Genomic DNA, 22,007 nt, shown 5'->3' with positions numbered 1-22,007 from the left:
GACCTGAGCGAAACGCGTCAGCGCGCGGGCGACTCCCCGCCCTCGGACAGCACCAGCTCCGCCAGGCGGTGCAGCCGGTCGGTCAGGTGCTGCTCGGGTACGGCGACCGGATCGGCGCCGCAGATCTCGAAGGTGTAGGTGAACATGTCCGGCTTGGGCAGCGCGGGCGCGACGGAGCGCAGGTCCAGACCGGTGACCAGCTCGCGCACCCGCGGGGCCCGGGGGTCGGGACCATCGAGGTCGACCGTCCCGGATGTGGTGCGCCCGGCGAAGCCGCCCGAGCGGCGTACGGCGACCACCCCGGCCGGCACCGCGGCCCGTGCGGTGGCGCCGGCGGTCAGGGGCGGACCGTCGGGATCGACCCCGACCTGCCGCCAGGCCTGACGCACGACCTCGGCGTGGTCGCCGGCCGCCTCGACGGTGGCGCCGGCGAAGGAGACGAAGCCGGCGCCCGTCGCGACGGTGCCGAACGTCAGTGCGGCGTACCAGACCTGCCCGGCGCCCTTCCACGCCTGGCCGCCGATGGCCGTCGCGGCGAGGTGGAAGGCGCGGTTGGGGATGCCGGAGTTGAGGTGCACGCCACCGTTGTCGTCGGTGGTGTCGATGAAGTCGTCCATGTGCGCGACCTGCGGGTCGTGCCCGAGCACCGGGTCGTCGTAGGCCGTGCCGGGCGCGGCCATGTCGCGCAGGGCTCGGGCCTGCACGCCCGGGAGGAAGAGCTCCTCCCCGATCAGCCAGTCGGCCTCGTCGACGGTCTGGCCGCACACCCGCTGCTTGAGGCAGGAGGCGAACACGTCGGAGACCGACTCGTTGAGGGCGCCCGCCTGGCCCTGGTAGGCCAGCGCGGCGGTGCGCTCGGTCACCGCGTGCGCGAACTCGTGGGCCAGCACGTCGATCGCCCGGGTGAACCGGCCGAAGACCCTGCCGTCACCGTCGCCGAAGACCAGGTGGGCGCCGTCCCAGAACGCGTTGTCGTAGTCCTTCTCGTAGTGGACCGTCAGGGAGACGCCCCCACCCTCCCCGTCGTAGGACGACCGGCCGAACTCCTCGGCGAACAGCGCAAGCGTGGCCACGATGCCGTCGGCCGCCTCGTCGACCGCGGCGTCACCGGAGGGCGGCTGCCCCGCGGAGCGCACCGGCCGCCCGGGCAGCACGGTGCCGTTGTCGGCGGGGTGCACCACCCAGGCCGAGTCGAGCTCGGGAGGCGCACCGAGCCGGGCGACGCGGCGCCCACGCACGCCGGCGTCGACGCGCAGCGTGTGGGTCGAGCAACCCGCACCCGGGTGCCCGGACTCGGCGATACGGCGTAGGAGGTACGGCGGCACGAACAGGCAGGTCATGCCCTCAGTCCTACCCGAGGACGCCGACAAACTGAACCGCCAGGAGGCGTTCGCGGGCTACGGCGCGATTCTGGGAAAGCCGCGCGTCGCCGTACGATTCAGGCAACCCAACCCAGCGAAAGCGACGGCGCACTCCCATGTCTGGAACCACCACCCGCAGCGACCTGCGCAACGTCGCGATCGTCGCGCACGTCGACCACGGCAAGACCACCCTGGTCGACGCGATGCTCCGCCAGGCGGGTGCCTTCACCGCCCACCAGGCCGAGAGCGTCGCCGAGCGGGTCATGGACTCCGGTGACCTCGAGCGCGAGAAGGGCATCACGATCCTCGCGAAGAACACCGCGGTGCACTACGAGGGACCGGCCGGTGGCGGCCAGCCGATGGTCATCAACATCATCGACACCCCGGGCCACGCCGACTTCGGCGGCGAGGTCGAGCGCGGTCTCTCGATGGTCGACGGCATCGTGCTGCTCGTCGACGCGTCGGAGGGCCCGCTCCCCCAGACCCGCTTCGTGCTGCGCAAGGCCCTCAACGCCGACATGCCGGTGATCCTGGTCGTCAACAAGACCGACCGCAGCGACGCCCGGATCGCCGAGGTCGTGGACGAGACCTACGAGCTGTTCATGGACCTCCTCGACGAGAGCCACAGCCAGGACGCCCTCGACTTCCCCGTCGTCTACGCCTCCGGCCGGGCCGGCATCGCGAGCCTCACCAAGCCCGAGAACGGCACGATGCCGGAGGGCAGCGACCTCGAGCCGCTGTTCAAGACGATCCTCGAGACCATCCCGGCCCCGGTCTACACCGAGGGCGCCCCGCTGCAGGCCCACGTCACCAACCTCGACGCGTCGCCGTTCCTCGGCCGGCTCGCCCTGGTGCGGGTGCACGAGGGCACCCTGCGCAAGGGCCAGACGGTGGCGTGGATGCGCCGCGACGGCGAGGTCAAGAACGTCCGCGTCACCGAGCTGCTCGTCACCGAGGGCCTGGAGCGCAAGCCCGGCGAGTCCGCCGGCCCCGGCGACATCGTCGCCATCGCAGGCATCCCCGAGATCACCATCGGCGAGACCCTGGCCGACCCCGACAACCCCGTCGCGCTGCCGCTCATCCACGTCGACGAGCCGGCCATCTCGATGACCATCGGCACCAACACCTCGCCGCTGGTTGGTCGCACGAAGGGCGGCAAGGTCACCGCACGCCTCGTCAAGGACCGCCTCGACGCCGAGCTCGTCGGCAACGTGTCGCTGCGCATCCTCCCCACCGAGCGCCCCGACGCCTGGGAGGTGCAGGGCCGCGGCGAGCTGGCACTGGCCATCCTCGTCGAGCAGATGCGCCGTGAAGGGTTCGAGCTCACCGTCGGCAAGCCGCAGGTCGTCACCAAGGAGATCGACGGCAAGGTCCACGAGCCGTTCGAGCGCCTGACGATAGACGCGCCCGAGGAGTACCTCGGCACGATCACCGAGCTGCTCGCCTCCCGCAAGGGCCGCATGGAGCAGATGACCAACCACGGCACCGGCTGGGTCCGCATGGAGTTCCTGGTCCCGGCGCGCGGCCTGATCGGCTTCCGCACCGAGTTCCTCACCGACACCCGGGGCACCGGCATCGCCCACGGCATCTCCGAGGGCTACGAGCCGTGGGCCGGCGAGATCCGCTCCCGCACCAACGGGTCGCTGGTGGCCGACCGCAAGGGCGCGGCCACGGCGTACGCCATGACCAACCTGCAGGAGCGCGGGATCATGTTCGTGGAGCCCACGACCGAGGTCTACGAAGGCATGATCGTCGGCGAGAACTCCCGCGCCGACGACATGGACGTCAACATCACCAAGGAGAAGCAGCAGACCAACATCCGGTCCGCCACCTCCGACAACTTCGAGAAGCTGATCCCGCCGAAGCGCCTCTCGCTCGAGCAGTGCCTCGAGTTCTGCCGCGACGACGAGTGCGTCGAGGTGACCCCCGACTCGGTGCGCATCCGCAAGGTCGTGCTCGACGCCAACGAGCGTGCCAAGACCGCGTCCCGGGCACGCAAGGCGGCGCGCTGACCGTGACCCCACAGGCGCTGTTCCGCCGGGTCGCGATCGCCGAGGCAGTCACCTGGGCGCTGCTGCTGTTCGGCATGTTCCTCAAGTACGTCACCGAGACGACCGAGCTCGGCGTCCGGGTCTTCGGCATGGTGCACGGGGTCGTGTTCGTCGCCTACTGCCTGGTCACGGTCCTGGTGTGGGTCGACCAGCGCTGGTCGCTCGGGCGCGGCCTGCTCGGTCTCGTGGCGGCGGTGCCGCCCTTCGCCACCATCGCCTTCGACGTGTACGCCGAGAGGCGCGGCCTGCTGTCCCCGACCTGGCGGCTCCGCTCGCACGAGCCCGCCTCCCTCGGCGAGCGTGCAGCGTCCTGGCTGCTCCGCAACCCCGCGCGGGGGGCCATCGCCGGCCTGGTCGCGGTCGTCGTACTCACCGGGGCAGCCCTGCTCGTCGGCCCGCCCGGCTGACCCTGGGCCCTCGCCCTCAGGCGAGCACGCGGGACCGGCGCACCTGCGGCACCATCACGCCCGCGCCGAGGAGCGGAAGCACCGCCAGCGCCACCAGGCTGAGCGGGATGCCCACCACGTCGCCGAGGCCTCCCACGAAGGCCGAGCCCACGCTCCCGCCGACCATGAAGAACAGCGTGGCCACCCCGAGGGCCACGCCCCGCTCCTCGCCGCGGACAGCGTCTCCGACCGCGACGCTGAGTGCCGGCTGGGCCATGCCGAAGATCACGGTCACCACCACGACCACGAGACCGAGCAGCGGCGGGGACACGAGCCGGGTGCCCAGAGCAGCCAGCAGGAGCGCGAGGCTGGCGCCCACGGCGGCGGCCGCGATCGAGGCAGCGGGACCCACCCGGTCGATCAGCGGCCCGGCGAAGCGCGGCACGAAGAGGGCGACCACGGCGCTCGGGACGAGCAGGAGGCCGACCTGCCAGGTCTCCCAGCCCTCGGCGACCAGCACCGCGGGCACGCCGATGAGCAGCGCGAACCACGCCGCCGGGATGGCCGACGCCGCCACGGCGCTGCTCACCACCACCGGGTTGCGCACCACGCTCATGGGCAGGAACCCATGGGGTCGGCGGCGTACCCACCAGACGACCGCCGGCGCACCGAAGACGATCAGGAGCGTGCCGAGGAGCGCCACCAGACCCCCGGTCGAAGGTGACTGCACCAGCAGCACCAGCCCGGCAGCGGTGGCGGCCACCATCACGGCGCCGATGACGTCGAGGCTCGCGCCGGTGCCCTCGCCGGTGAGGGCTCGCCAGATCAGCGGCAGCACCAGGGCACCCAGGATCGGCAGGGCCATCACCGCGCGCCAGCCGAAGGCGTGCTCGACGACACCGCCCACGAGGGGGCCCAGGCAGCTGATGGCCGCAGCGGTGGCGGCGAGCCTGCCCAGCGCCAGGCCGCGCATCGGCCCGGCGTACCTCGCGCTCAGCACAGCCACCCCGAGGGTCGGGACCGCAGCCGCGCCGGCGCCCTGCAGCAGCCTGGCGACCAGCAGCACGGAGTACGTCGGCGCCAGGGCAGCGACCAAGGCGCCACCGGTCATCAGGCCGATGCCGACGAGCAGCGGGATGCGCACGCCCACCAGGTCGGAGACGCGTCCGTAGACGGCCGTCGTCACCGCGAGCATCAGCGTGTAGAGGCTGATCGTCCAGGTCGCTCCCCCGACGCCGATGCCGAACTCGTCGCCAATGAGGGGCAGTGCGATCGCCGCGGACGACGAGCCCATGCCGGCCAGCCCGAACAGGAGTCCGAGCAGCACGGAGAGACGGCGGGATTCGGCGAGCATTCCTCTCACAACCCGGAGCGCGCCCGGGGCATTCCGCGGGTACGAGCCGGGGAGGGCCGCGGAGTTCGGTATGACGACTCCGCGTCCTAGGGTGGAGTCGACTGTCACAGCCGCGAGGAGCACCATGAGCGCACGCCGCGTCCTGCCCACCGACGAAGCCACCGAGCTGCTCAAGCTCGTGCGCGAGCTCGCCACCAACGAGCTCGCGCCGCGCTCCGCGGAGGCCGAGGCGACCGAGACCTTCCCGCGCGAGCTGTTCCGGATGCTCGGCGAGGTGGGCCTGCTCGGTCTGCCGTACGACGAGGAGTACGGCGGCGGCGGGCAGCCCTACGAGGTCTACCTGCAGGTCCTCGAGGAGCTCGGCTCGGTGTGGTCCAGCATCGGCGTGGGGGTGAGCGTGCACGCGCTGTCCTGCTTCGGCCTGGTCAACTTCGGCACCGACGAGCAGAGGAAGCAGTGGCTGCCGGACATGCTGGGCGGGCAGCTGCTGGGCGCCTACTGCCTCTCGGAGCCGCAGGCAGGCTCCGACCCCGCGGCGATGCGCACGAGTGCCCGGCTCGACGGCGATCACTACGTCCTCAACGGCGCCAAGGCCTGGACCACCCACGGCGGCGAGGCCGACTTCTACAAGGTGATGGCGCGCACCGCAGGGGATCCCGGCGACCGCAACGGCATCTCCTGCTTCCTGGTCCCGGCAGGCACCGAGGGCCTCAGCGCCGACAACGCCGAGAGGAAGATGGGGCTCACCGGCTCGACGACGGCCACGATGCTCTTCGACGACGTACGGGTCCCGGTCGAGCGGCGCCTCGGCGCCGAGGGCGACGGCCTCCGGATCGCGCTCGCCGGACTCGACTCCGGTCGCCTCGGCATCGCCGCCGTCGCGACCGGTCTCGCGCAGGGCGCGCTGGACAAGGCCGTCGAGTACGCGCGGGAGCGCAAGACCTTCGGCCAGCGCATCATCGACCACCAGGGGCTTGCCTTCGTGCTCGCCGACATGGAGGCCGCCGTCCAGACCGCGCGGGCCGTCACGCTGCACGCGGCGCGCCTCAAGGACCGCGGCCTGCCGTTCTCCCGCGAGGCCAGCATCGCCAAGCTGGTCGCGACGGACAACGCCATGAAGGTCACCACCGACGCCGTGCAGGTGCTCGGCGGCTACGGCTACACCAAGGACTTCCCGGTGGAGCGCTACATGCGCGAGGCCAAGGTCATGCAGATCTTCGAGGGCACCAACCAGATCCAGCGGATGGTCATCGGCCGCTCCCTCGACAAGGACAGCGCCGGCGGCATCCTGCAGGGCTGACCACGCGGTTGTCCGTTCACGACCGGCGTGCCACGGTGGAGGGCATGACCAAGAAGATCGCGTTCCTGACCGCGTCCGAAGGCATCGAGAGCGTCGAGCTCACGGAGCCCTGGGAAGCCCTCACGGAGGCGGGTCACACCGCCGTGCTCATCTCGCCCGAGTCGGGCCAGGTGCAGCTCTTCGACCACCTCGACCGGGCCGAGACCCGGACGGTGGATCAGAAGGTGTCCGACGCCTCGGTCGACGACTACGACGCGCTGGTGCTGCCCGGCGGGGTCGCCAACCCCGACGCGCTGCGCACCGACGCCGACGCCGTGGCCTTCGTCAAGGATTTCGTGGCCTCCGGCAAGCCGGTCGCGGCCATCTGCCACGCCCCGTGGACCCTGGTCGAGGCCGGCGTCGTCGACGGCAGGCGGCTGACCTCGTGGCCGAGCCTGCAGACCGACATCCGCAACGCCGGTGGCACGTGGGTCGACGACGAGCTCGTGACCGACGGCAACCTCATCACCAGTCGCAAGCCCGACGACCTCCCGGCGTTCAACAAGGCCCTGCTCGACGCCCTCAGCGACTGACGTGCCACCGCCCGAGCAGAGTCCCGCCCTCCTCGAGCAGTAGCGTCGGCGTGAGGGGTACGTCGATCTCGGAGCCCGCGACGATCCGCAGCCGGGTGCCGCCGATCGCGCGCGGCACCACGGTGACGCACAGCTCGTCGGCGACGCCCTCGGCGAGGAGCTGGTGCAGGAGGTGGGGTCCGCCCTCCGACAGCAGCTCGGTGTGTCCGCGATCGCCCAGGGCGGCCTTGAGGGTGACCAGGTCGACCGAGTAGGACCCCAGGACCAGGACGTTCTCGTCGCCCAGCAGGGCCCGCGCCTCCGCGAGTGCGGGCGCGTGCTCCGTGGTGGCCATCAGCACGCGTCCGGGCTCGGCCCCGCACACCGTCGGCGGCACCTGGCCCGACCTGCTCACGACGACCAGCGGCAGGTCAGGAGGTCGGTAGCCCTCGATGCGCACGGTCCCGGCACCCACGACCAGGCAGTCGGCCAGCCGCCTCAGCGCATGGAAGACGCTCTTGTCGACGGCGTTGTTGATCCCGCCGCTCTTGCCGTCGTCACCCTGCGCTGCGCCGTCGAGGGTGCTCACCATGTTGACGCGCAGCCACGGACCCACGTGATGGGCAGGACGTGCGTAGAGCGCCTCGAAGTCGTCCTCCGTGACCACGGCTCCGGGCTCGCCACCGATCAAGACGCGCATGTCCACCTCACCACCCAGTAGGAGACCCCGTACGGGTCGTCTGCATAGTCCACCACGACCTCGTCGACGCTCAGCTCGCGCAACGACGCCAGCACGTCGAGGCCGCTGGTCCCGAGCTGCGTGGCCAGTGCCCGGTCGAGTCCGGCCAGCGCCGCGGTGTCCCCGGCGGCCAGGGCCGCACCCAGGACCTCGTCGAAGGCGTGGGCACGCTCGTCGAGGTGCCCCGGGGCCCTCTCGCTGCGCTTCGACGACCCGTTGACCAGCACCAGCGCCGGGTCGCCGGCCCGGGGGCCGCCCCTCGCCGGGTCGGGCGCGGACGCTCCGAGGAGGTGGGCGCCGATGCGCTCGGCCTGGGCATCGGCGGCCAGCACCCGCACCGGGCCGCCGGCCGGGTCGTCCAGCAGCCACGCCACCGCCGCCTGGGCCGCGGCACGCAGGTCGGCGACGGGGTCCTCGCGCCCGGCGTACTCGGGCAGCAACGCCAGCACCGGCGGCACGATCGCGACCCTCACTGCAGGCCCCGGATGGCTCGCTGCGGCAGCCGCCGGCCGGCGATGGTGTCGACCATGTCGACGACCTGGCGCGTCTCGGTGACCTCGTGCACGCGGTAGATGCGGGCGCCGGCGAGGGCGCACACCGCGGTCGCGGCCAGCGTGCCGATGAGACGCTCGCCCACCGGCACGTCGAGGCTCTCGCCGACGAAGTCCTTGTTGGACAGGGACACCAGCACCGGCCAGCCGGTGGCGACCATCTCGTCCAGCCGCCGGGTGATCTCGAGGGAGTGGAAGGTGTTCTTGCCGAAGTCGTGGGCCGGGTCGATCACGATCGACTCACGCCGGACCCCCGCGGCCATCGCCCGCTCCGCATAGCCGACCGTGTCGTTGATCGCGGAGACCATCACGTCGTCGTACTCCACGCGGTAGGGCCGCGTCCGCGGCGTCGCACCACCGGTGTGCGTGCAGATGATCGCCGCGCCGTGCTCCGCCGCCGCGTCGACCAGACCGGGGTCGGCGCCGCCCCACGCGTCGTTGAGCACGTCAGCGCCCTCAGCGCACACCACCCGGCCCACCTCGGCCCGCCAGGTGTCGACGGAGATGACCAGGTCGGGGTAGGCCGACCGGACCCGGCCGACGAAGGAGGCGACCCGGCGGATCTCCTCGCGGGCGTCGATCTCGGCGCCGGGGGCGGCCTTGATGCCCCCGATGTCGACGATCTCCGCGCCCTCGGCGACGACCTGCGCGACCCGGTCGAGGGCCTTGTCCTCGGCCCAGGTCGCACCCTTGTCGTAGAAGGAGTCCGGGGTGCGGTTGACGATCGCCATCATCAGCCTGGCCTCGTCGGGGAACGTGTGCCGACCCAGCACGAGTGTCACCTGAGCTCCTCCGCGGGTGGTCGTTCGAGCGTGGACACCATCATCTCGACCGCCTCGACGCGGGCACCGTCGGGGTGGAACTGGCGCAGCATCACCAGGTCGTCCTGCTCCCTGCCCGACCGCGCGAGGGCAGCCGCCAGGATCTGGGTCGACATCGCGCCCAGGTCGCGCAGCGCCTGGTGCCGGTGGGCCCGCCGGCCGAGGTCGACCTGGGCCAGCGACCGCTCGCCGTGGCCGCGCACGGTGTCGACCAGCGCAGCGAGCTCGACGGCGTACCCGGTCGGGACCGTGAGCGACCCGAAGAGCTCGCGCCGGATCGCCCACTCCCCGGCCAGCGGCTGGATGAGCCCGGCCAGCTGGGGGAAGAGCACCGCTACCAGCGGCCGCGCGACGAGCTCGGTGACCCGGCCGCCCTCGAACGCCGCAGCCGGGTCGTCGCCGAAGGGGCGCTCGTAGAACCCCTTGACCAGCTGCACCCCGGGGTCGGTGAGCAGCGGACCCAGCAGGCCGGGCACGAAGTGGGTGTCCCAGTCGAGCAGGTCGGCGTCCATGAAGACGACGACGTCGCCGGTGGTGACGAACTGCGACTTCCACATCGCCTCGCCCTTGCCGGGGTGTGAGCCCAGCTCGGGACGGATGTCCGCCGAGCGGTGCGCCACCGCCCCGGCGTCCTCGGCGACGGCGTAGGTCCGGTCCGTGGAGTCGGAGTCGATCACCACGATCTCGTCGAGGAGCGACACGGTGTCCATCAGCGCGTCTCGCACGCGCGTGACGACGTCGCCGACCGTGGCCGCCTCGTTGCGGGCGGGTACGACGAGGCTCACCCTCGTCGGTCCCTTGGTCGCGACGAGGTCGGCCAGCGCCCAGTCGTCCCAGTGGTAGGTCGCGATCATCGCGCCGACCCTAGCCGGGACGTGGCATTCAGCCCCGCACGCGCACCCGCACCACCGTGGCCGCCTCGCGTGTCCGGCCGTCGCCGAGGTAGCCCACCGCGAAGTAATGGTCGCCCTTCTTCAGCTTGGGCAGCGCGACCCGCGCCACGCCGTCACGCAGGCTGGCCACCCCGAAGGTGTCCTCCCCCACGACCACGACCGTGCCGGTGGGGGTGAACCCCTCGGCGTCGACCGTGACGACGAGGTGCCCGCCCTTCTTGCCCGCCTGGGCCGCCGCGTCGAGCTCGGCCGAGATCGTCGGCCGCTGCTTGACGACCGTGACCGTCACGGAGCCGGTTGCGGCCGCGTGGGTGCTGTCGCCGGAGTAGACCAGGGTCAGCTCGTGCGCACCGACCGGCAGGGATCCGGCAGGAAGCTGAACGGTCGTCTGCCCTCCGGAGAGGGTGCCGGTGCCGAGCACGGTGTCGCCGTCCCTGACCTCCACGTCGCCGGTGGCCGATGCCGGGGCGACCGTGACGTGCACCGAGCCGGCGCGACCGAACTCGAACGGCGAGGCGGTGCCGGTGACCTGCGTCGCCGTGGGCGCCGCCGGGAACCGGAGCCCGATGATCTCGGGGTTGTGGTCGGACGCGCGGTACTGGTTGGGCGAGTACAGGTCGGCCAGGTTCGCGTTGTAGCGGCTGTACTCGTAGTAGACCGGCTCGTTGGCGTTGATCTGGTAGACGTCTGCGCCGGTGACGAGATCCGCGGCCGCCTCGTTGGCGAACACGTGGTCGAGCGACCCGGCGAAGCCGCCGAAGGCGTAGGTCAGCTCGTCGTCGGTGGCGGTCGCGAAGTCGGAGGTGATCTCCTGGTAGCCGCCGTCCTCGATCACGTGGACCGGGTCCTCCTGGCTGTAGGCGTTGAAGTCGCCGGCCAGGAACATCGCGTCGATCCCGCGGTCGGCGAGGAACTCGTCGGTGAAGGCGAGCAGGGCCGCGGCCTGACGGGTGCGGTCGCCGTTGAAGCCCCCGGCTCCGTCACCGGTGTCGGCGTTGTCGCCGGTGCCGGAGCCGCCCTTGGACTTGAAGTGGTTGACGGTCACGCCGAACGCGAGGTCGGCGGGCGCGCCGACCGCCTTGAACGCCTGGGCCAGCGGCTCGCGGGCGTTGGCGAAGGCCGGCGAGCCCACCAGGATGCGCGAGGCACCCTCGGGCTCGACGACGGTCGGGTTGTAGATGAACGCGGCCCGGATGGCGTCCTGCTCGGCGAGCGTGGGCTGCTCGCTCGCCGGGGGTGAGGGCACGAACGCCCATCGGGCGGGGTCGCCCGGGTGGACCGCGGCCCAGTCGGCGTTGAGCGCCACGACCAGCGCCCCGAGCGCGTCGTCGCGGTCGGCCTCACCGAGCTTGGTGGAGTTCTCGATCTCCTCCAGGCCCATGATGTCGGCGTCCATCGTGTTGATGGCACGCACGATCTTGGCCTGCTGACGCTGCAGGTTCACGTCGTCGGCCGCGCCTCGGGGGCCTGGCAGCGGTGCGCCGCCGGGGTCGGCGGGGTCGGGCTGCTCACAGGTGTCGTTGGAGATCCGGTTGCCCACCCGGTCGGTGTAGTAGGAGCACCGGCGGCCCTCGCCGGCGGCGACGTAGGCCTCGCCCGTGGTGTTGAAGTAGTTGAGGACGTTGAACGTCGCGATCTTGACGTCGCCGCCGACGTCCTCGGGGGTCGTGGGACGGTCCTGCTCGATGCTGACCTGGGACTCGCCGTCGTCGCCGGCCGGGATGCGGGCCTGCGGCTGCAGCCGCCACATCGCGTCGCGGAAGTCGAAGACCACCGGCTCGTTGAAGGTCACCGCGGCACCCATGCGCACCGTGTGGGTGGGCGTGAGCCACGGGAACGCCTGCACGTCCTCGACGCTCGAGCTGACGTAGTCGAGGTCGGCGCCGTCGTCGAGGGTGACCATGTGGGCCTCGTTGAACCGGTTGCGGTTCGCCAGGCCCACCGGGTCGGCGGTCGGGTTGGCCACCTGGGTCGGCGCGATCAGCGGCAGCGTGGAGTTGGCGGCCAGGCCGATCTCCCCGGCCATGGCGAAGCCGTTGGGGCTGGCCTGGGTGAAGGGACTGCCGTCGTAGGAGTCGGTCACGGTGTAGGGGTCGGTGGGCTGGAACAGCTCGCCCTCGTGCTTCTCCCGCGCGGCGGCGAGGGCGTCGCCACTGAGGCAGCCGGCGCCGGGAAGCTCGCACTCCGTGCCGGGCAGCACCGTGCCGGGCGTGACGGCCTCGGCAGGCGTGGCGGCGACCTGGGTGAAGTTGGCGGGATCGGTCACCGTCAGCTCGGTCATGCCGCCGAACTCGGTGACCTTGCCCATCACGGTGACCTTGCTGCCGACCGTGGCGCTGATCGCCGAGCTGCCCGTGAAGACGAAGATGCCGTCGGAGGCGTCGGGAGTCGCATCGCTCGAGGGGTCGTAGCCCGGGGTCTGCATGTAGAACCCGCGGAAGAACCCGCCGTCCGCGTTGGGGTACGACGCCGTGACCACGCCGGTCGTCGTCACGTTGGCGTTGGGCAGGGGGGTCGTCGCGCCGGTGCCCTGGATCTCGGGGATGGTCCGGGTCGGGACGACGGTGCCGGCGTCCGCCGTGGGCGTCTCGAGCGTGAAGTCGGCGGAGTTGTCGTCGGTGTCCACCCCGCCCGAGGCTCGCTGCAGGGACGTGGTGGCGCCCAGGGCGGTGGTGTCGGCGGGTGCGCCCTCGAAGACGTTGCTCGTGCCCCACCCGACCAGGTCGGCGACGTACTGGTCGGGGGCGACGTCGCCGGTGCCCGGGTCGATCCCCGCCGGGTCCTTGGCGAGGAGCAGGGTCCCGCCCGCGGCGGACAGCTCGGTGTCACCGGTGGCGTCGACGCCCGGGACGGGCACGCCGCCGGGACCGCCGGCGCCGAGCTGCACGATCACCCGTCCGTTGTTGGCGACGGTGCCGGTCAGCGGGACCGCGACCTGCGCCGTGCCGGTCGCGGCGGGGGCGCGATACTGCAGGGTGAGGCCGGCCAGGTCGACGGAGCCACCGGAGGTGTTGAGGAGCTCCACGAAGTCGTGGTCGTAGGTCGCGCCGGAGGCGCCGCCGTCGGTGTAGACCTCGGCGATCTTGAGCCGCGGGGCCACGCAGTCGCAGTTGGTGGGCGTGCCCGTGGCGGTGCCGGCGAAGTCCTTGGAGTTGTCGTCGGTGTCGGCTCCCGTGCGAGTGGCGGTGGTCGTCGTGGTCGGCGCGCCGCTGCGGACGGCGGTCTCGAAGGTGTTGGAGGCGCCGTAGCCGACCAGGTCGATGATGCGCTCGTCGGCAGTCACGCTGCCCGTGGCCGGAGCGGGGTTCGTCAGCACGGTCGCCTGGTCGGCCAGGAAGATGGTGCCGGTGGTGCCGCTTAGGTTCATCCCGCCTGCGGTGACGTCGGGAGCCGGGATGGAGGTGCCCCCACTGCTGCTGGCCCCACCGACGAGGTAGTAGCCGCCGGCCGGCACCTTCCCGCTGAGCGGGACGACCGACGACGGGTTCGCCGTGCCGGTGGCCGAGCGGTACTGGACCGACGTGCCGGTCAGGTCGATGGACTGTCCGGACACGTTGTGGATCTCCACGAAGTCCTGGTTGTAGAGGTTCGTCGGGCTGTTGGCGCCGAAGACCTCGGAGATCACCAGGCCCGCGCTCGGGGCCGCCTGGGCCGGCCCGGCGAGGCCGAGCGCGAGGGGTGCCGCGACGAGACCGAGGAGTGCGGCGCCGATGCCACCGCGGCGGACGAGCGAGGGGCGACGAACCGAGAAGGAGGGAGACACGAGGGGCCTTTCGAACACACGAGACACACGCGGAGGTGGAGATGACCGACGACCGTCACGCTAACCCCGGGCGGGGACAGTGGGCGAGGGCTCGGCAAAGTCTCGGTGACCGGTACCCGAATTCCTATGGTCGCGAGTTGCCAATTCTCCGGTGCGAGATTCGTGCGACTACCACAGGTAGGAGCGCACCCCGGCCACGAGCCCCCGCGCGTACGTCGCGCGGCCGCGCGCGCTGGTCATCCGGCGGGCCTCGCCCGGGTCGCGCATGTTGCCGAGCTCGACCATCACGACCGGTACGTCCGAGAGGTTGAGCGTCCCGAGGTCGCCGCGCACGTCGAGACCGTCACCCCCGGCGATGTAGTCGGCCACCGGCAGCCCGACCCGCACCAGGCCGCGCCGTACGTCGCGAGCCAGCGAGGCCGACTCGCCCGCGATGTCGGCGGTCCAGCCCGGGCGGGCGGTGGGCGCGATGACGTGGAAGCCGCGCGCGCCCGGGGCGTACGACCCGTCGGCGTGGATGCTGAGCTTCAGGTCGGCGTCGATGTCGTTGCCCGCGCGACCGCGCTCGTCGACGCACGGACCCCAACGGTCCTGCCTGTTGCTGGTGCGCACCATCACGACGCGCGCGCCGAGGTCTCGGAGCCGCGCGCGCACCTGCCGGGTGACCTGCCAGGTGAAGGTCGCCTCGGGGTAGCCGCCGTCGGTCGCCGTACCCGTGGTGTTGCACGGCTTGGTGAACCCGCCCGCCGGCACGGGCGCGTTGATCTGCGCCGGGAAGTTGTGGTTGCCCAGCTGGTGTCCGGCATCGAGTACGACGACCCGGCCGGCCATCGGAGGCGGGTCGGCCGGCTCGGCGCCGGTGGCGACCGCCGTGGCGCCTGCCGGACCGGCCAGGAGGGAGAGGAGGAGCGCCAGGGCCGCGATCATTCGTAGCCCAGGATCTCCTGGCGCTTCTCGCCCCAGGCCAGCGCGGAGGCGATGGCGTCGTCGAGGCTCAGCTCGGTCCGCCACTGGAGCAGCTCGGCCGACCGGTCGACGTTGGCGAAGGCGCCCACGGCGTCACCGGGACGCGGTGGCGCCTCCCGCAGCGGCACGGTCTGGCCGGAGACGCGCTCGAACGACGCGATCAGCTCGCGCACCGTCACCCCGTCACCGCGCCCGACGTTGATGATCGTCGAGGGCGCGTCGACGGCGGCGAGCACCTCGTCGAAGCGCTCGATCGCCCGCACGTGCGCGCGGGCGAGGTCCCAGACGTGGATGTAGTCGCGCAGCCCGGTGCCGTCGCGGGTCGGGTGCTCGGTGCCGGTGATCGTGAAGGCGTCCTTGATGCCGCGGGCCGCCATCACGAGCTGGCCGATGACGTGCGACGGCTCCTTGGCGTAGATGCCGGACTCGAGGTCGGGGTCGGACCCGATGGGGTTGAAGTAGCGCAGGATGATGGCGCGCAGGCCGGTCGCGGCGGCGATGTCCTGCAGGGCCATCTCCATGACGAGCTTGGTGCGCGCGTACGGCGACGTCGGGTCGAGGGGGTCGGACTCGCGGACCTCGAAGTCGTCGCGCATGGCGTAGAGCGAGCCCGAACTGGAGAAGAGCACGCGCGGCTTGCCCAGGGCGATCAGCTCGTCGAACAGCTCGAGCGACTTGGCGACGTTGTCGCGGTAGTACTCGTAGGGCAGCTCCACCGACTCGGGCACGACGATCCGCGCGGCCATGTGGATCGTGGCGTCGATGTCGGGGTGCTCGGCGACCACGCGCCGCAGCAGCTCGCGGTCGGCGATGTCGCCCTGGTAGAAGATCCGGTCCTTCACGAAGGCCAGCGGCCCGACGAGCAGCGAGTCCAAGATGACCGGCGTGTGACCGGCCTCCTCGAGTGCCTTCGCCGTGATCGAGCCGATGTAGCCGGCGCCGCCGGTGACCAGAACCTTCATGCTTGGCAGCCTAGCCAACCGACGTCGCGTCACGGCGTACGGCATGATCGCCCTCCCACTCGGCTAGCCTGCCCGGGTGAGCAGCCATCGCGTCGAGGCTTCACGAGTGGTGGCGGTCGATGCCGCCCGGGCCTTCGACGCGCTCCTCGCGACGCCTCGGCAGTCGATCTTCGCGCGCGGCTTCGCGGCCTTCCCGCCGGTCGACGACGTGCGCGACCAGCAGGGCGACTGGGACACCGTCGGCCAGTCACGCACCCTCCTACTCGGGGACGGGGGCTCGGTGCAGGAGACGCTGACCTCTGTAGACCGGCCGCACAGCTTCGGCTACGTCCTCGACGACATCCACGGCAGGCTGCGGCCGTTCGTGACCAGCATCGACGGGGTCTGGTCGGTCGCCCAGGAGGATGGCGGCTCCCGCATCAGCTGGGCCTGGACCATGCATCCCGCCGCGCCACCGGCCCGGCTGACGATGACCGTGATCGGCCGCCTGTGGCAGGGCTACGCCGACCTGGCGCTGAAGCGCGTCGAGGCGATGCTGACCACCTGACACAATCGCGCCCATGCCCGACGGTCGTCCCCCCAGCGCGCTCATCACCGGGATCACCGGACAGGACGGGCTCTACCTCGCCGAGCTGCTGCTCTCCAAGGGGTACGACGTCCACGGCGTGATCCGCGGCCAGAACAACCCGCGCCGCGAGCTGGTCGAGCGGCTGGTGCCCGACGTGCACCTGCACAACGGCGACCTCACCGACATGTCGAGCCTGCTGCGCGCGCTGAGCGCGGCGCAGCCCGACGAGGTCTACAACCTCGGCGCGATCTCCTTCGTGGCCTACTCGTGGGAGAACGCCGCGCTCACGGCCGACGTCACGGCCAAGGGCGTGCTCACCATGCTGGAGGCCGTGCGGCTGCACTGCGAGGACGACCCGTCAGCGGTCCGGTTCTACCAGGCGTCGAGCTCGGAGATGTTCGGCTCGGTGCCGGAGTGGCCGCAGCACGAGCGCACCCTGCTCTGGCCGCGCTCGCCGTACGGCGTGAGCAAGGTCTTCGGCCACTACATGACGATCAACTACCGCGAGTCCTACGGCATGCACGCCTCGTCGGGGATCCTCTTCAACCACGAGTCGCCGCGTCGCGGTGAGGAGTTCGTGACCCGCAAGGTCAGCAAGGCGGTGGCGGCGATCAGCCTCGGCCTGGCCGACGAGCTGGTGCTCGGCAACCTCGACGCCCAGCGCGACTGGGGCTTCGCCGGCGACTACGTCGAGGCGATGTGGCTGATGCTCCAGCAGGAGCGGCCCGACGACTACGTCATCGCCACCGGCGTCACCCACTCCATCCGCGACCTGGTCACCGTCGCCTTCCGCCACGTCGGCATCGCCGACTGGAGCGGCTACGTCCGCCAGGACGACCGCTTCCGACGGCCCGCCGAGGTCGACCGCCTCGTGGGTGACGCGAGCAAGGCCCGCGAGGTGCTCGGCTGGAAGCCGGCGGTCGGCTTCGAGGAGCTCGTCGCCATGATGGTCGACGCCGACATCGCCGCGCTGCGGGCCGGCTGGTGACGGTCGCCTTCGTCACCGGCATCGGCGGCCAGGACGGCGGCTACCTCGCCGACGCGCTGCTCGCTCGCGGGGTCGAGGTGCACGGGCTGGTGCGCGGCGCCGGGCCTGCCTTCGTCCATCCGGACGTCACGCTGCACGCCGGCGACCTCACCGACGCCGACGCTGTGCGCGGCCTGCTGCTCGACCTGGCCCCCGACGAGGTCTACAACCTGGCCGCGATCAGCTCGGTGGCGCAGAGCTGGCAGCACCCCGATGCAGTACGCCGGGTCAACGGCGACGCCGCCGTCGAGCTGATGGCGTCGTCGTACGCCGTGATGCTGGCCCAGGGTCGCCCGGTGCGCTTCGTGCAGGCGTCGTCGGCGGAGATCTTCGGTCAGCCGGCCGCGACCCCGCAGGACGAGGCGACCCCGCTCGCGCCCACCAACCCGTACGGCGAGTCGAAGGCCGTCGCGCACCGGGCCGTCGGCACGTGGCGAGCACGCGGGCTGCCCGCCGTCAGCGCGATCCTCTACAACCACGAGTCGCCGCGCCGGCCCGAGCGCTTCGTGACCCGCCGGATCACGCGTGGGGTAGCCGAGATCGCGCACGGCCGAGCCGACACCCTCGTGCTCGGCAACCTGGATGCCCGCCGCGACTGGGGCTGGGCTCCCGACCACGTCGACGCCCTGGTGCGCGCCGCGCGGCACCCGGTCGCCCAGGACTACGTCGTCGCCACCGGCGAGACCCACTCGGTGCGCGACTTCGCGGTCGCCGCCCTCGCGCACGCCGGCATCGACGACTGGGAGCGGCACCTGCGCACCGACGAGGCGCTCGTCCGGCCCAGCGACGCGGCCGAGCTGTGCGGCGACAGCACGCGCGCCCGGCGGGACCTGGGCTGGCAGCCCACGCGGTCGTTCACCGAGGTCGTCGCCGCGATGGTCGACGCCGACCTGGCCCGCTGATCAGCGGTCGTCGAGCAGGCTCAGCAGGTACTCGCCGTACCCGCTCTTGCGCAGCGGCTCCGCCCGCTCGCCGAGCTCGGCGTCCGACAGGAACCCCATCCGCCAGGCGACCTCCTCGGGCGCGCCGATCTTGGTGCCCTGCCGGCCCTCGATGGTGCGCACGAAGTTGGAGGCGTCGTTGAGCGAGTCGAAGGTGCCGGTGTCGAGCCACGCCGTGCCTCGCGGCAGCACCTCGACCTGGAGGCGCCCCGCCTCGAGGTAGCGGCGGTTGAGGTCGGTGATCTCGAGCTCCCCCCGCGGCGACGGCGTGAGCTCCTGGGCGAAGCCGACGACGTCGTTGTCGTAGAAGTAGAGGCCCGGCACGGCGTACTGGCTCTTCGGCTTCTCCGGCTTCTCCTCCAGCGAGATGGCGCGACCCTCGCCGTCGAACTCCACCACGCCGTACGCCGTGGGGTCCGACACGTGGTAGCCGAAGACGGCCGCCCCGTCGATGTCGGCGAAGCTGCGCAGCTGGGTGCCGAGGCCGGTGCCGTAGAAGATGTTGTCGCCCAGCACCAGGCCGGCCTTCTCGCCGCCGATGTGGTCGGCCCCGATGAGGAAGGCCTGCGCGAGCCCGTCGGGACTCGGCTGCACGGCGAAGGTGAGGTCGATGCCGAACTGCGACCCGTCGCCCAGCAAGCGGCGGAAGGCCTCGGCCTCGTGCGGTGTGGTGATGATCAGCACCTCGCGGATGCCGGCCAGCATCAGCGTCGAGAGCGGGTAGTAGATCATCGGCTTGTCGTAGACCGGCACGAGCTGCTTGCTGATGCCCTGGGTGATGGGGTGCAGACGAGAGCCGGTGCCACCGGCGAGAATGATGCCGCGCATGGCAGCAGCCTATGGGTCGAGCCGCTCGGCCACGCGTTCTGAGACCATGTGGCATGCCCGCGGCCGCGTTCCCACTCCGTCGGGGCATCGCCATCGCGGCGGTCGTCGTCTTCCTCGCGCTGGTCGCGCTGGGCCTGCTCGCCCTTCCCTTCCGCGGGCTGCCGGCCGACGCTGACGCCGCCGAGTCGGAACTCACCCTCGCCAGCCAGGCGCTGGAGGCCGGCGACGTCGACGCGGCGACCGCGCACGTCGCGCAGGCACGAGTGGCCGTGGACGACCTGCGCGACGTGACCGAGGGCATCGGTGGCCGGGTCTGGAGCCTCGTCCCCGTCGCCGGGCCGGGGATCCGCGACGTACGCCGGCTCGGAACGGCCCTGCACGAGGTCACCGCCGCCGCGGAGGTCGCGACCCGCGTCTACCCCGAGCTGGCGGGGGCTGGAGCCACGCTGTTCCGTGACGGCGGCGTCGACCTCGCAGCGCTGGGCCGCCTCACCGGCGCGGCGCACGACGTGGACGACCACCTGCGCGTGGCCCGCGACTCGCTGGACTCCGTCGACGGCGACGCTCCCGTCGTCGGAGGCAGGACCGCAGACGCCCGCGACCGCGCGCTCACGGCCCTCCGGCCGGTCCAGGGTGCGGTGGAGGAGCTGCGGCCGCTGCTCGACGTGCTGCCCTCGATGCTCGGCGCCGACGGCGTGCACACCTACCTCGTGGCGATGCTCAACCCGGCCGAGATGCGCTTCTCCGGCGGGGCGACGCTGGCCTTCGCGACCGTGACGCTCGACGAGGGCCGGCTCGTGCTCGGCGAGACCAACGACACCGCCAACGACAACCGCGCGTTCCGGCCGGTCATCTGGAAGCCGGTCGACGGCAACCCGTTCCACGGGCCCTACCGGCAGCGGATCACCAACGCCAACCTCGCGCCGTCGTGGCCGGTGAGCGGGGAGGAGCTGCTCCGGGCGTGGACGCGCGTGAAGCACGACGACGTCGACGGTCTCGTCGCCGTCGACGTGGTCGCCCTCGCCCGCCTGCTCGAGGTGACGGGACCGCTCGTCGTACCCGGGTCGGGCGAGGTGGGCGCCGACAGGCTGGTCGAGCTGACGGTCGGCAGCTACGACAAGTTCGGCGCCGGCGAGACCGAGCGCCGCAAGGCCGTCAACCGACGGCTGGTTCCCGCCTTCGCCGAGAAGCTCTTCGGCGGTGTCGACGCGCTCGGCACGTTCCGCGCGCTCGCCGACTCGGCGCGCGCCCGGCACCTCGCGGTCTACCTGCGGGACCCGGCGGCGCAGCGCGCCCTGGCCGACCTCCACGCCGACGGCGACCTCTCGAGCAGCGACGGCGACTACCTGGGGCTCTTCACCCAGAACCTCGGCGGCACCAAGTCGGACTACTGGCAGCGCAAGGTCATCGCGTCCGACGTACGCCTCGCCACCGACGGCAGCGCCCGGGTGAGGCTCGACGTGGAGATCCGCAACGAGGCCCCGCCCGGGCACGCGTCCGACATCGACAACTACACCCGGCGCAGCCTCGACCTCGCCGTCGGCGCCTTCCTGCCGCGTGGCGCGGAGGTACGCCGGCTCCGGTGGCGCGACGAGGCCGTCGCCCCGCGGCCGGGCGACTACTTCGGCCGGCCCTACCTCTCCCTGCCCGGCCAGATAGCTCCCGGCCGGTCACTCACCCTGCACCTCGAGTACGACGTCCCGGCCGCCGCCACGGTCGGCGACGGCGAGCTGGTCTACCGCCTCGACGTCGACAACCACCCGACCGTGCGACCGGAGGAGCTGTCGGTGACCGTGCACTGGCCCGCGGGCTACGCTGCCGCGGAGCTGCCTGAGGGCTGGGTCTCCACCGGCAGCGGCGCCTCGCGCTTCGCGGTGCCCGCGCTCGACGGGAGCCAGCGGTGGCGGCTGACCGCACGGGCGGCCGGCCCATAGACTCCGCGGCATGAAGCGACTTCTCGTGACCGGCGGCGCCGGCTTCATCGGCTCCAACTTCGTGCACTACCTGCTGCGGGAGACCGACGTCAGCGTGACGGTGCTCGACAAGCTGACCTACGCCGCCAACCGGGAGGCCCTCAAGGGGCTGCCCGCCGACCGGGTCGAGCTCGTCGTCGGCGACGTGGCCGACGAGACCGTGGTCGAGCCGCTGGTGGCCCGGCACGACGCGGTGGTGCACTACGCCGCCGAGTCGCACAACGACAACTCCCTCGACGACCCCAGCCCCTTCATCCGCACCAACCTGATCGGCACGTTCACGATCCTCGAGGCGGTCCGCAAGCACGGCGTGCGCCTCCACCACATCTCCACCGACGAGGTCTACGGCGACCTCGAGCTCGACGACCCGAAGCGCTTCACCGAGGACACTCCCTACAACCCGAGCAGCCCCTACTCCGCGTCGAAGGCCGGGTCCGACCACCTGGTGCGGGCCTGGGTGCGGTCGTTCGGCGTGCAGGCGACGCTGTCCAACTGCTCCAACAACTACGGTCCCTGGCAGCACGTCGAGAAGTTCATCCCGCGCCAGATCACCGAGGTCCTCGAGGGCCGCCGGCCCAAGCTCTACGGCACCGGGGAGAACGTCCGCGACTGGATCCACGCCGAGGACCACTCCAGTGCCGTGTGGACCATCCTCCGCGAAGGCCGGATCGGCGAGACCTACCTCATCGGCGCCGACGGCGAGAAGAACAACCTCGAGGTGGTGCGCCTGATCCTGACCCTGATGGGGCGCCCGGCCGACGACTTCGAGCACGTCAACGACCGCGCGGGCCACGACATGCGCTACGCCATCGAATCCGGGAAGCTGCGCAGCGAGCTCGGCTGGCGACCGCGCTTCGAGAACTTCGAGTCCGGGTTGGCCGACACCATCGCGTGGTACACCGACCACCAGGACTGGTGGCGCCCCGCCAAGGAAGCCACCGAGGCGTCGTACGCCGCGAAGGGGATGTGACG

At 71.9% G+C, this 22,007-nt stretch carries 19 protein-coding genes; 9 read left to right on the top strand and 10 right to left on the bottom strand.

Annotation, left to right across the window (positions count from 1 at the left end; all coding sequences use genetic code 11):
• Positions 1-17 precede the first annotated feature (17 nt).
• Positions 18-1,340, bottom strand: coding sequence for a protealysin inhibitor emfourin (locus tag ACP7BP_RS16025; protein WP_426245995.1), 1,323 nt, complete (start codon positions 1,338-1,340; stop codon positions 18-20).
• Positions 1,341-1,477: 137 nt separating this feature from the next.
• Between ACP7BP_RS16025 and typA the strand changes: the two genes are divergently transcribed.
• Together typA and ACP7BP_RS16015 are read left to right on the top strand one after the other, a co-directional pair.
• The gene (typA, locus tag ACP7BP_RS16020; protein WP_426245993.1) at positions 1,478-3,373 is read left to right on the top strand and encodes a translational GTPase TypA; all 1,896 of its coding nucleotides are present in this window, start codon (positions 1,478-1,480) and stop codon (positions 3,371-3,373) included.
• A gap of 2 nt (positions 3,374-3,375) precedes the next feature.
• The gene (locus ACP7BP_RS16015; RefSeq protein ID WP_426245992.1) at positions 3,376-3,819 is read left to right on the top strand and encodes a DUF3817 domain-containing protein; all 444 of its coding nucleotides are present in this window, start codon (positions 3,376-3,378) and stop codon (positions 3,817-3,819) included.
• Positions 3,820-3,835: 16 nt separating this feature from the next.
• Here ACP7BP_RS16015 and ACP7BP_RS16010 read toward each other — a convergent pair whose 3' ends face one another.
• Positions 3,836-5,125: an MFS transporter gene (locus ACP7BP_RS16010; RefSeq protein WP_426245991.1), complete on the bottom strand. Its 1,290-nt coding sequence runs from the start codon at positions 5,123-5,125 to the stop codon at positions 3,836-3,838.
• A gap of 151 nt (positions 5,126-5,276) precedes the next feature.
• Between ACP7BP_RS16010 and ACP7BP_RS16005 the strand changes: the two genes are divergently transcribed.
• Positions 5,277-6,452 (top strand): acyl-CoA dehydrogenase family protein, encoded by a 1,176-nt coding sequence (locus ACP7BP_RS16005; RefSeq protein ID WP_426245989.1) that lies wholly within the window; start codon positions 5,277-5,279, stop codon positions 6,450-6,452.
• A gap of 44 nt (positions 6,453-6,496) precedes the next feature.
• Positions 6,497-7,024, top strand: coding sequence for a type 1 glutamine amidotransferase domain-containing protein (locus ACP7BP_RS16000; protein ID WP_426245988.1), 528 nt, complete (start codon positions 6,497-6,499; stop codon positions 7,022-7,024).
• Here the strand turns inward: ACP7BP_RS16000 and ACP7BP_RS15995 are convergent.
• The 7 genes from ACP7BP_RS15995 to galE form a co-directional block, all read right to left on the bottom strand.
• The gene (locus ACP7BP_RS15995) at positions 7,014-7,703 is read right to left on the bottom strand and encodes a dihydrofolate reductase family protein (protein WP_426245987.1); all 690 of its coding nucleotides are present in this window, start codon (positions 7,701-7,703) and stop codon (positions 7,014-7,016) included. The two genes, ACP7BP_RS16000 and ACP7BP_RS15995, sit on opposite strands and share 11 nt — an antisense overlap.
• Positions 7,691-8,215, bottom strand: a complete 525-nt coding sequence (locus ACP7BP_RS15990) for a hypothetical protein (RefSeq protein ID WP_426245985.1) — start codon at positions 8,213-8,215, stop codon at positions 7,691-7,693. Before ACP7BP_RS15990 ends, ACP7BP_RS15995 begins: the two co-directional genes overlap by 13 nt.
• Positions 8,212-9,075, bottom strand: coding sequence for a dihydropteroate synthase (gene folP / locus ACP7BP_RS15985; RefSeq protein ID WP_426245983.1), 864 nt, complete (start codon positions 9,073-9,075; stop codon positions 8,212-8,214). Before folP ends, ACP7BP_RS15990 begins: the two co-directional genes overlap by 4 nt.
• Positions 9,072-9,968, bottom strand: a complete 897-nt coding sequence (locus ACP7BP_RS15980) for a glucosyl-3-phosphoglycerate synthase (protein ID WP_426245982.1) — start codon at positions 9,966-9,968, stop codon at positions 9,072-9,074. Before ACP7BP_RS15980 ends, folP begins: the two co-directional genes overlap by 4 nt.
• A gap of 28 nt (positions 9,969-9,996) precedes the next feature.
• Entirely contained in the window at positions 9,997-13,770 is a 3,774-nt protein-coding gene (locus tag ACP7BP_RS15975; protein ID WP_426245980.1) for an ExeM/NucH family extracellular endonuclease, read from the bottom strand.
• A 168-nt stretch (positions 13,771-13,938) separates the two neighbouring features.
• On the bottom strand, positions 13,939-14,697 hold the full coding sequence (locus ACP7BP_RS15970; protein WP_426245978.1) for an N-acetylmuramoyl-L-alanine amidase: 759 nt from the start codon (positions 14,695-14,697) through the stop codon (positions 13,939-13,941).
• Positions 14,694-15,698, bottom strand: coding sequence for a UDP-glucose 4-epimerase GalE (galE, locus tag ACP7BP_RS15965; protein WP_426245977.1), 1,005 nt, complete (start codon positions 15,696-15,698; stop codon positions 14,694-14,696). The genes ACP7BP_RS15970 and galE overlap by 4 nt, the downstream gene beginning before the upstream one ends.
• A 76-nt stretch (positions 15,699-15,774) precedes the next feature.
• Between galE and ACP7BP_RS15960 the strand changes: the two genes are divergently transcribed.
• Genes ACP7BP_RS15960 through ACP7BP_RS15950 form a run of 3 tightly spaced genes read left to right on the top strand, consistent with a single transcriptional unit; the run spans position 15,775 to position 18,195 of the window.
• On the top strand, positions 15,775-16,245 hold the full coding sequence (locus ACP7BP_RS15960; protein ID WP_426245975.1) for an SRPBCC family protein: 471 nt from the start codon (positions 15,775-15,777) through the stop codon (positions 16,243-16,245).
• A 13-nt stretch (positions 16,246-16,258) separates the two neighbouring features.
• Positions 16,259-17,254 (top strand): GDP-mannose 4,6-dehydratase, encoded by a 996-nt coding sequence (gmd, locus tag ACP7BP_RS15955; RefSeq protein ID WP_426245973.1) that lies wholly within the window; start codon positions 16,259-16,261, stop codon positions 17,252-17,254.
• Positions 17,251-18,195: a GDP-mannose 4,6-dehydratase gene (locus ACP7BP_RS15950; protein WP_426245971.1), complete on the top strand. Its 945-nt coding sequence runs from the start codon at positions 17,251-17,253 to the stop codon at positions 18,193-18,195. Before gmd ends, ACP7BP_RS15950 begins: the two co-directional genes overlap by 4 nt.
• Here the strand turns inward: ACP7BP_RS15950 and rfbA are convergent, their stop codons facing one another.
• A complete protein-coding gene (gene rfbA / locus ACP7BP_RS15945) occupies positions 18,196-19,062 on the bottom strand; it encodes a glucose-1-phosphate thymidylyltransferase RfbA (RefSeq protein WP_426245969.1) in 867 nt (288 codons plus the stop codon). It lies immediately after the preceding gene.
• Between the two features lie 53 nt (positions 19,063-19,115).
• Here rfbA and ACP7BP_RS15940 point away from each other — a divergent pair, with 53 nt between their 5' ends.
• Complete coding sequence (locus ACP7BP_RS15940; protein WP_426245967.1) at positions 19,116-20,996, top strand: DUF4012 domain-containing protein; 1,881 nt, start codon at positions 19,116-19,118, stop codon at positions 20,994-20,996.
• Between the two features lie 10 nt (positions 20,997-21,006).
• Positions 21,007-22,005, top strand: coding sequence for a dTDP-glucose 4,6-dehydratase (rfbB, locus tag ACP7BP_RS15935; RefSeq protein WP_426245966.1), 999 nt, complete (start codon positions 21,007-21,009; stop codon positions 22,003-22,005).
• Positions 22,006-22,007 lie beyond the last annotated feature (2 nt).

This window comes from Nocardioides sp. LHG3406-4, assembly GCF_049897745.1.
Taxonomy (GTDB): domain Bacteria; phylum Actinomycetota; class Actinomycetes; order Propionibacteriales; family Nocardioidaceae; genus Nocardioides.
Note: the sequence above shows the minus strand (reverse complement) of the source record. Positions and strands in the feature narration are given on the sequence as shown.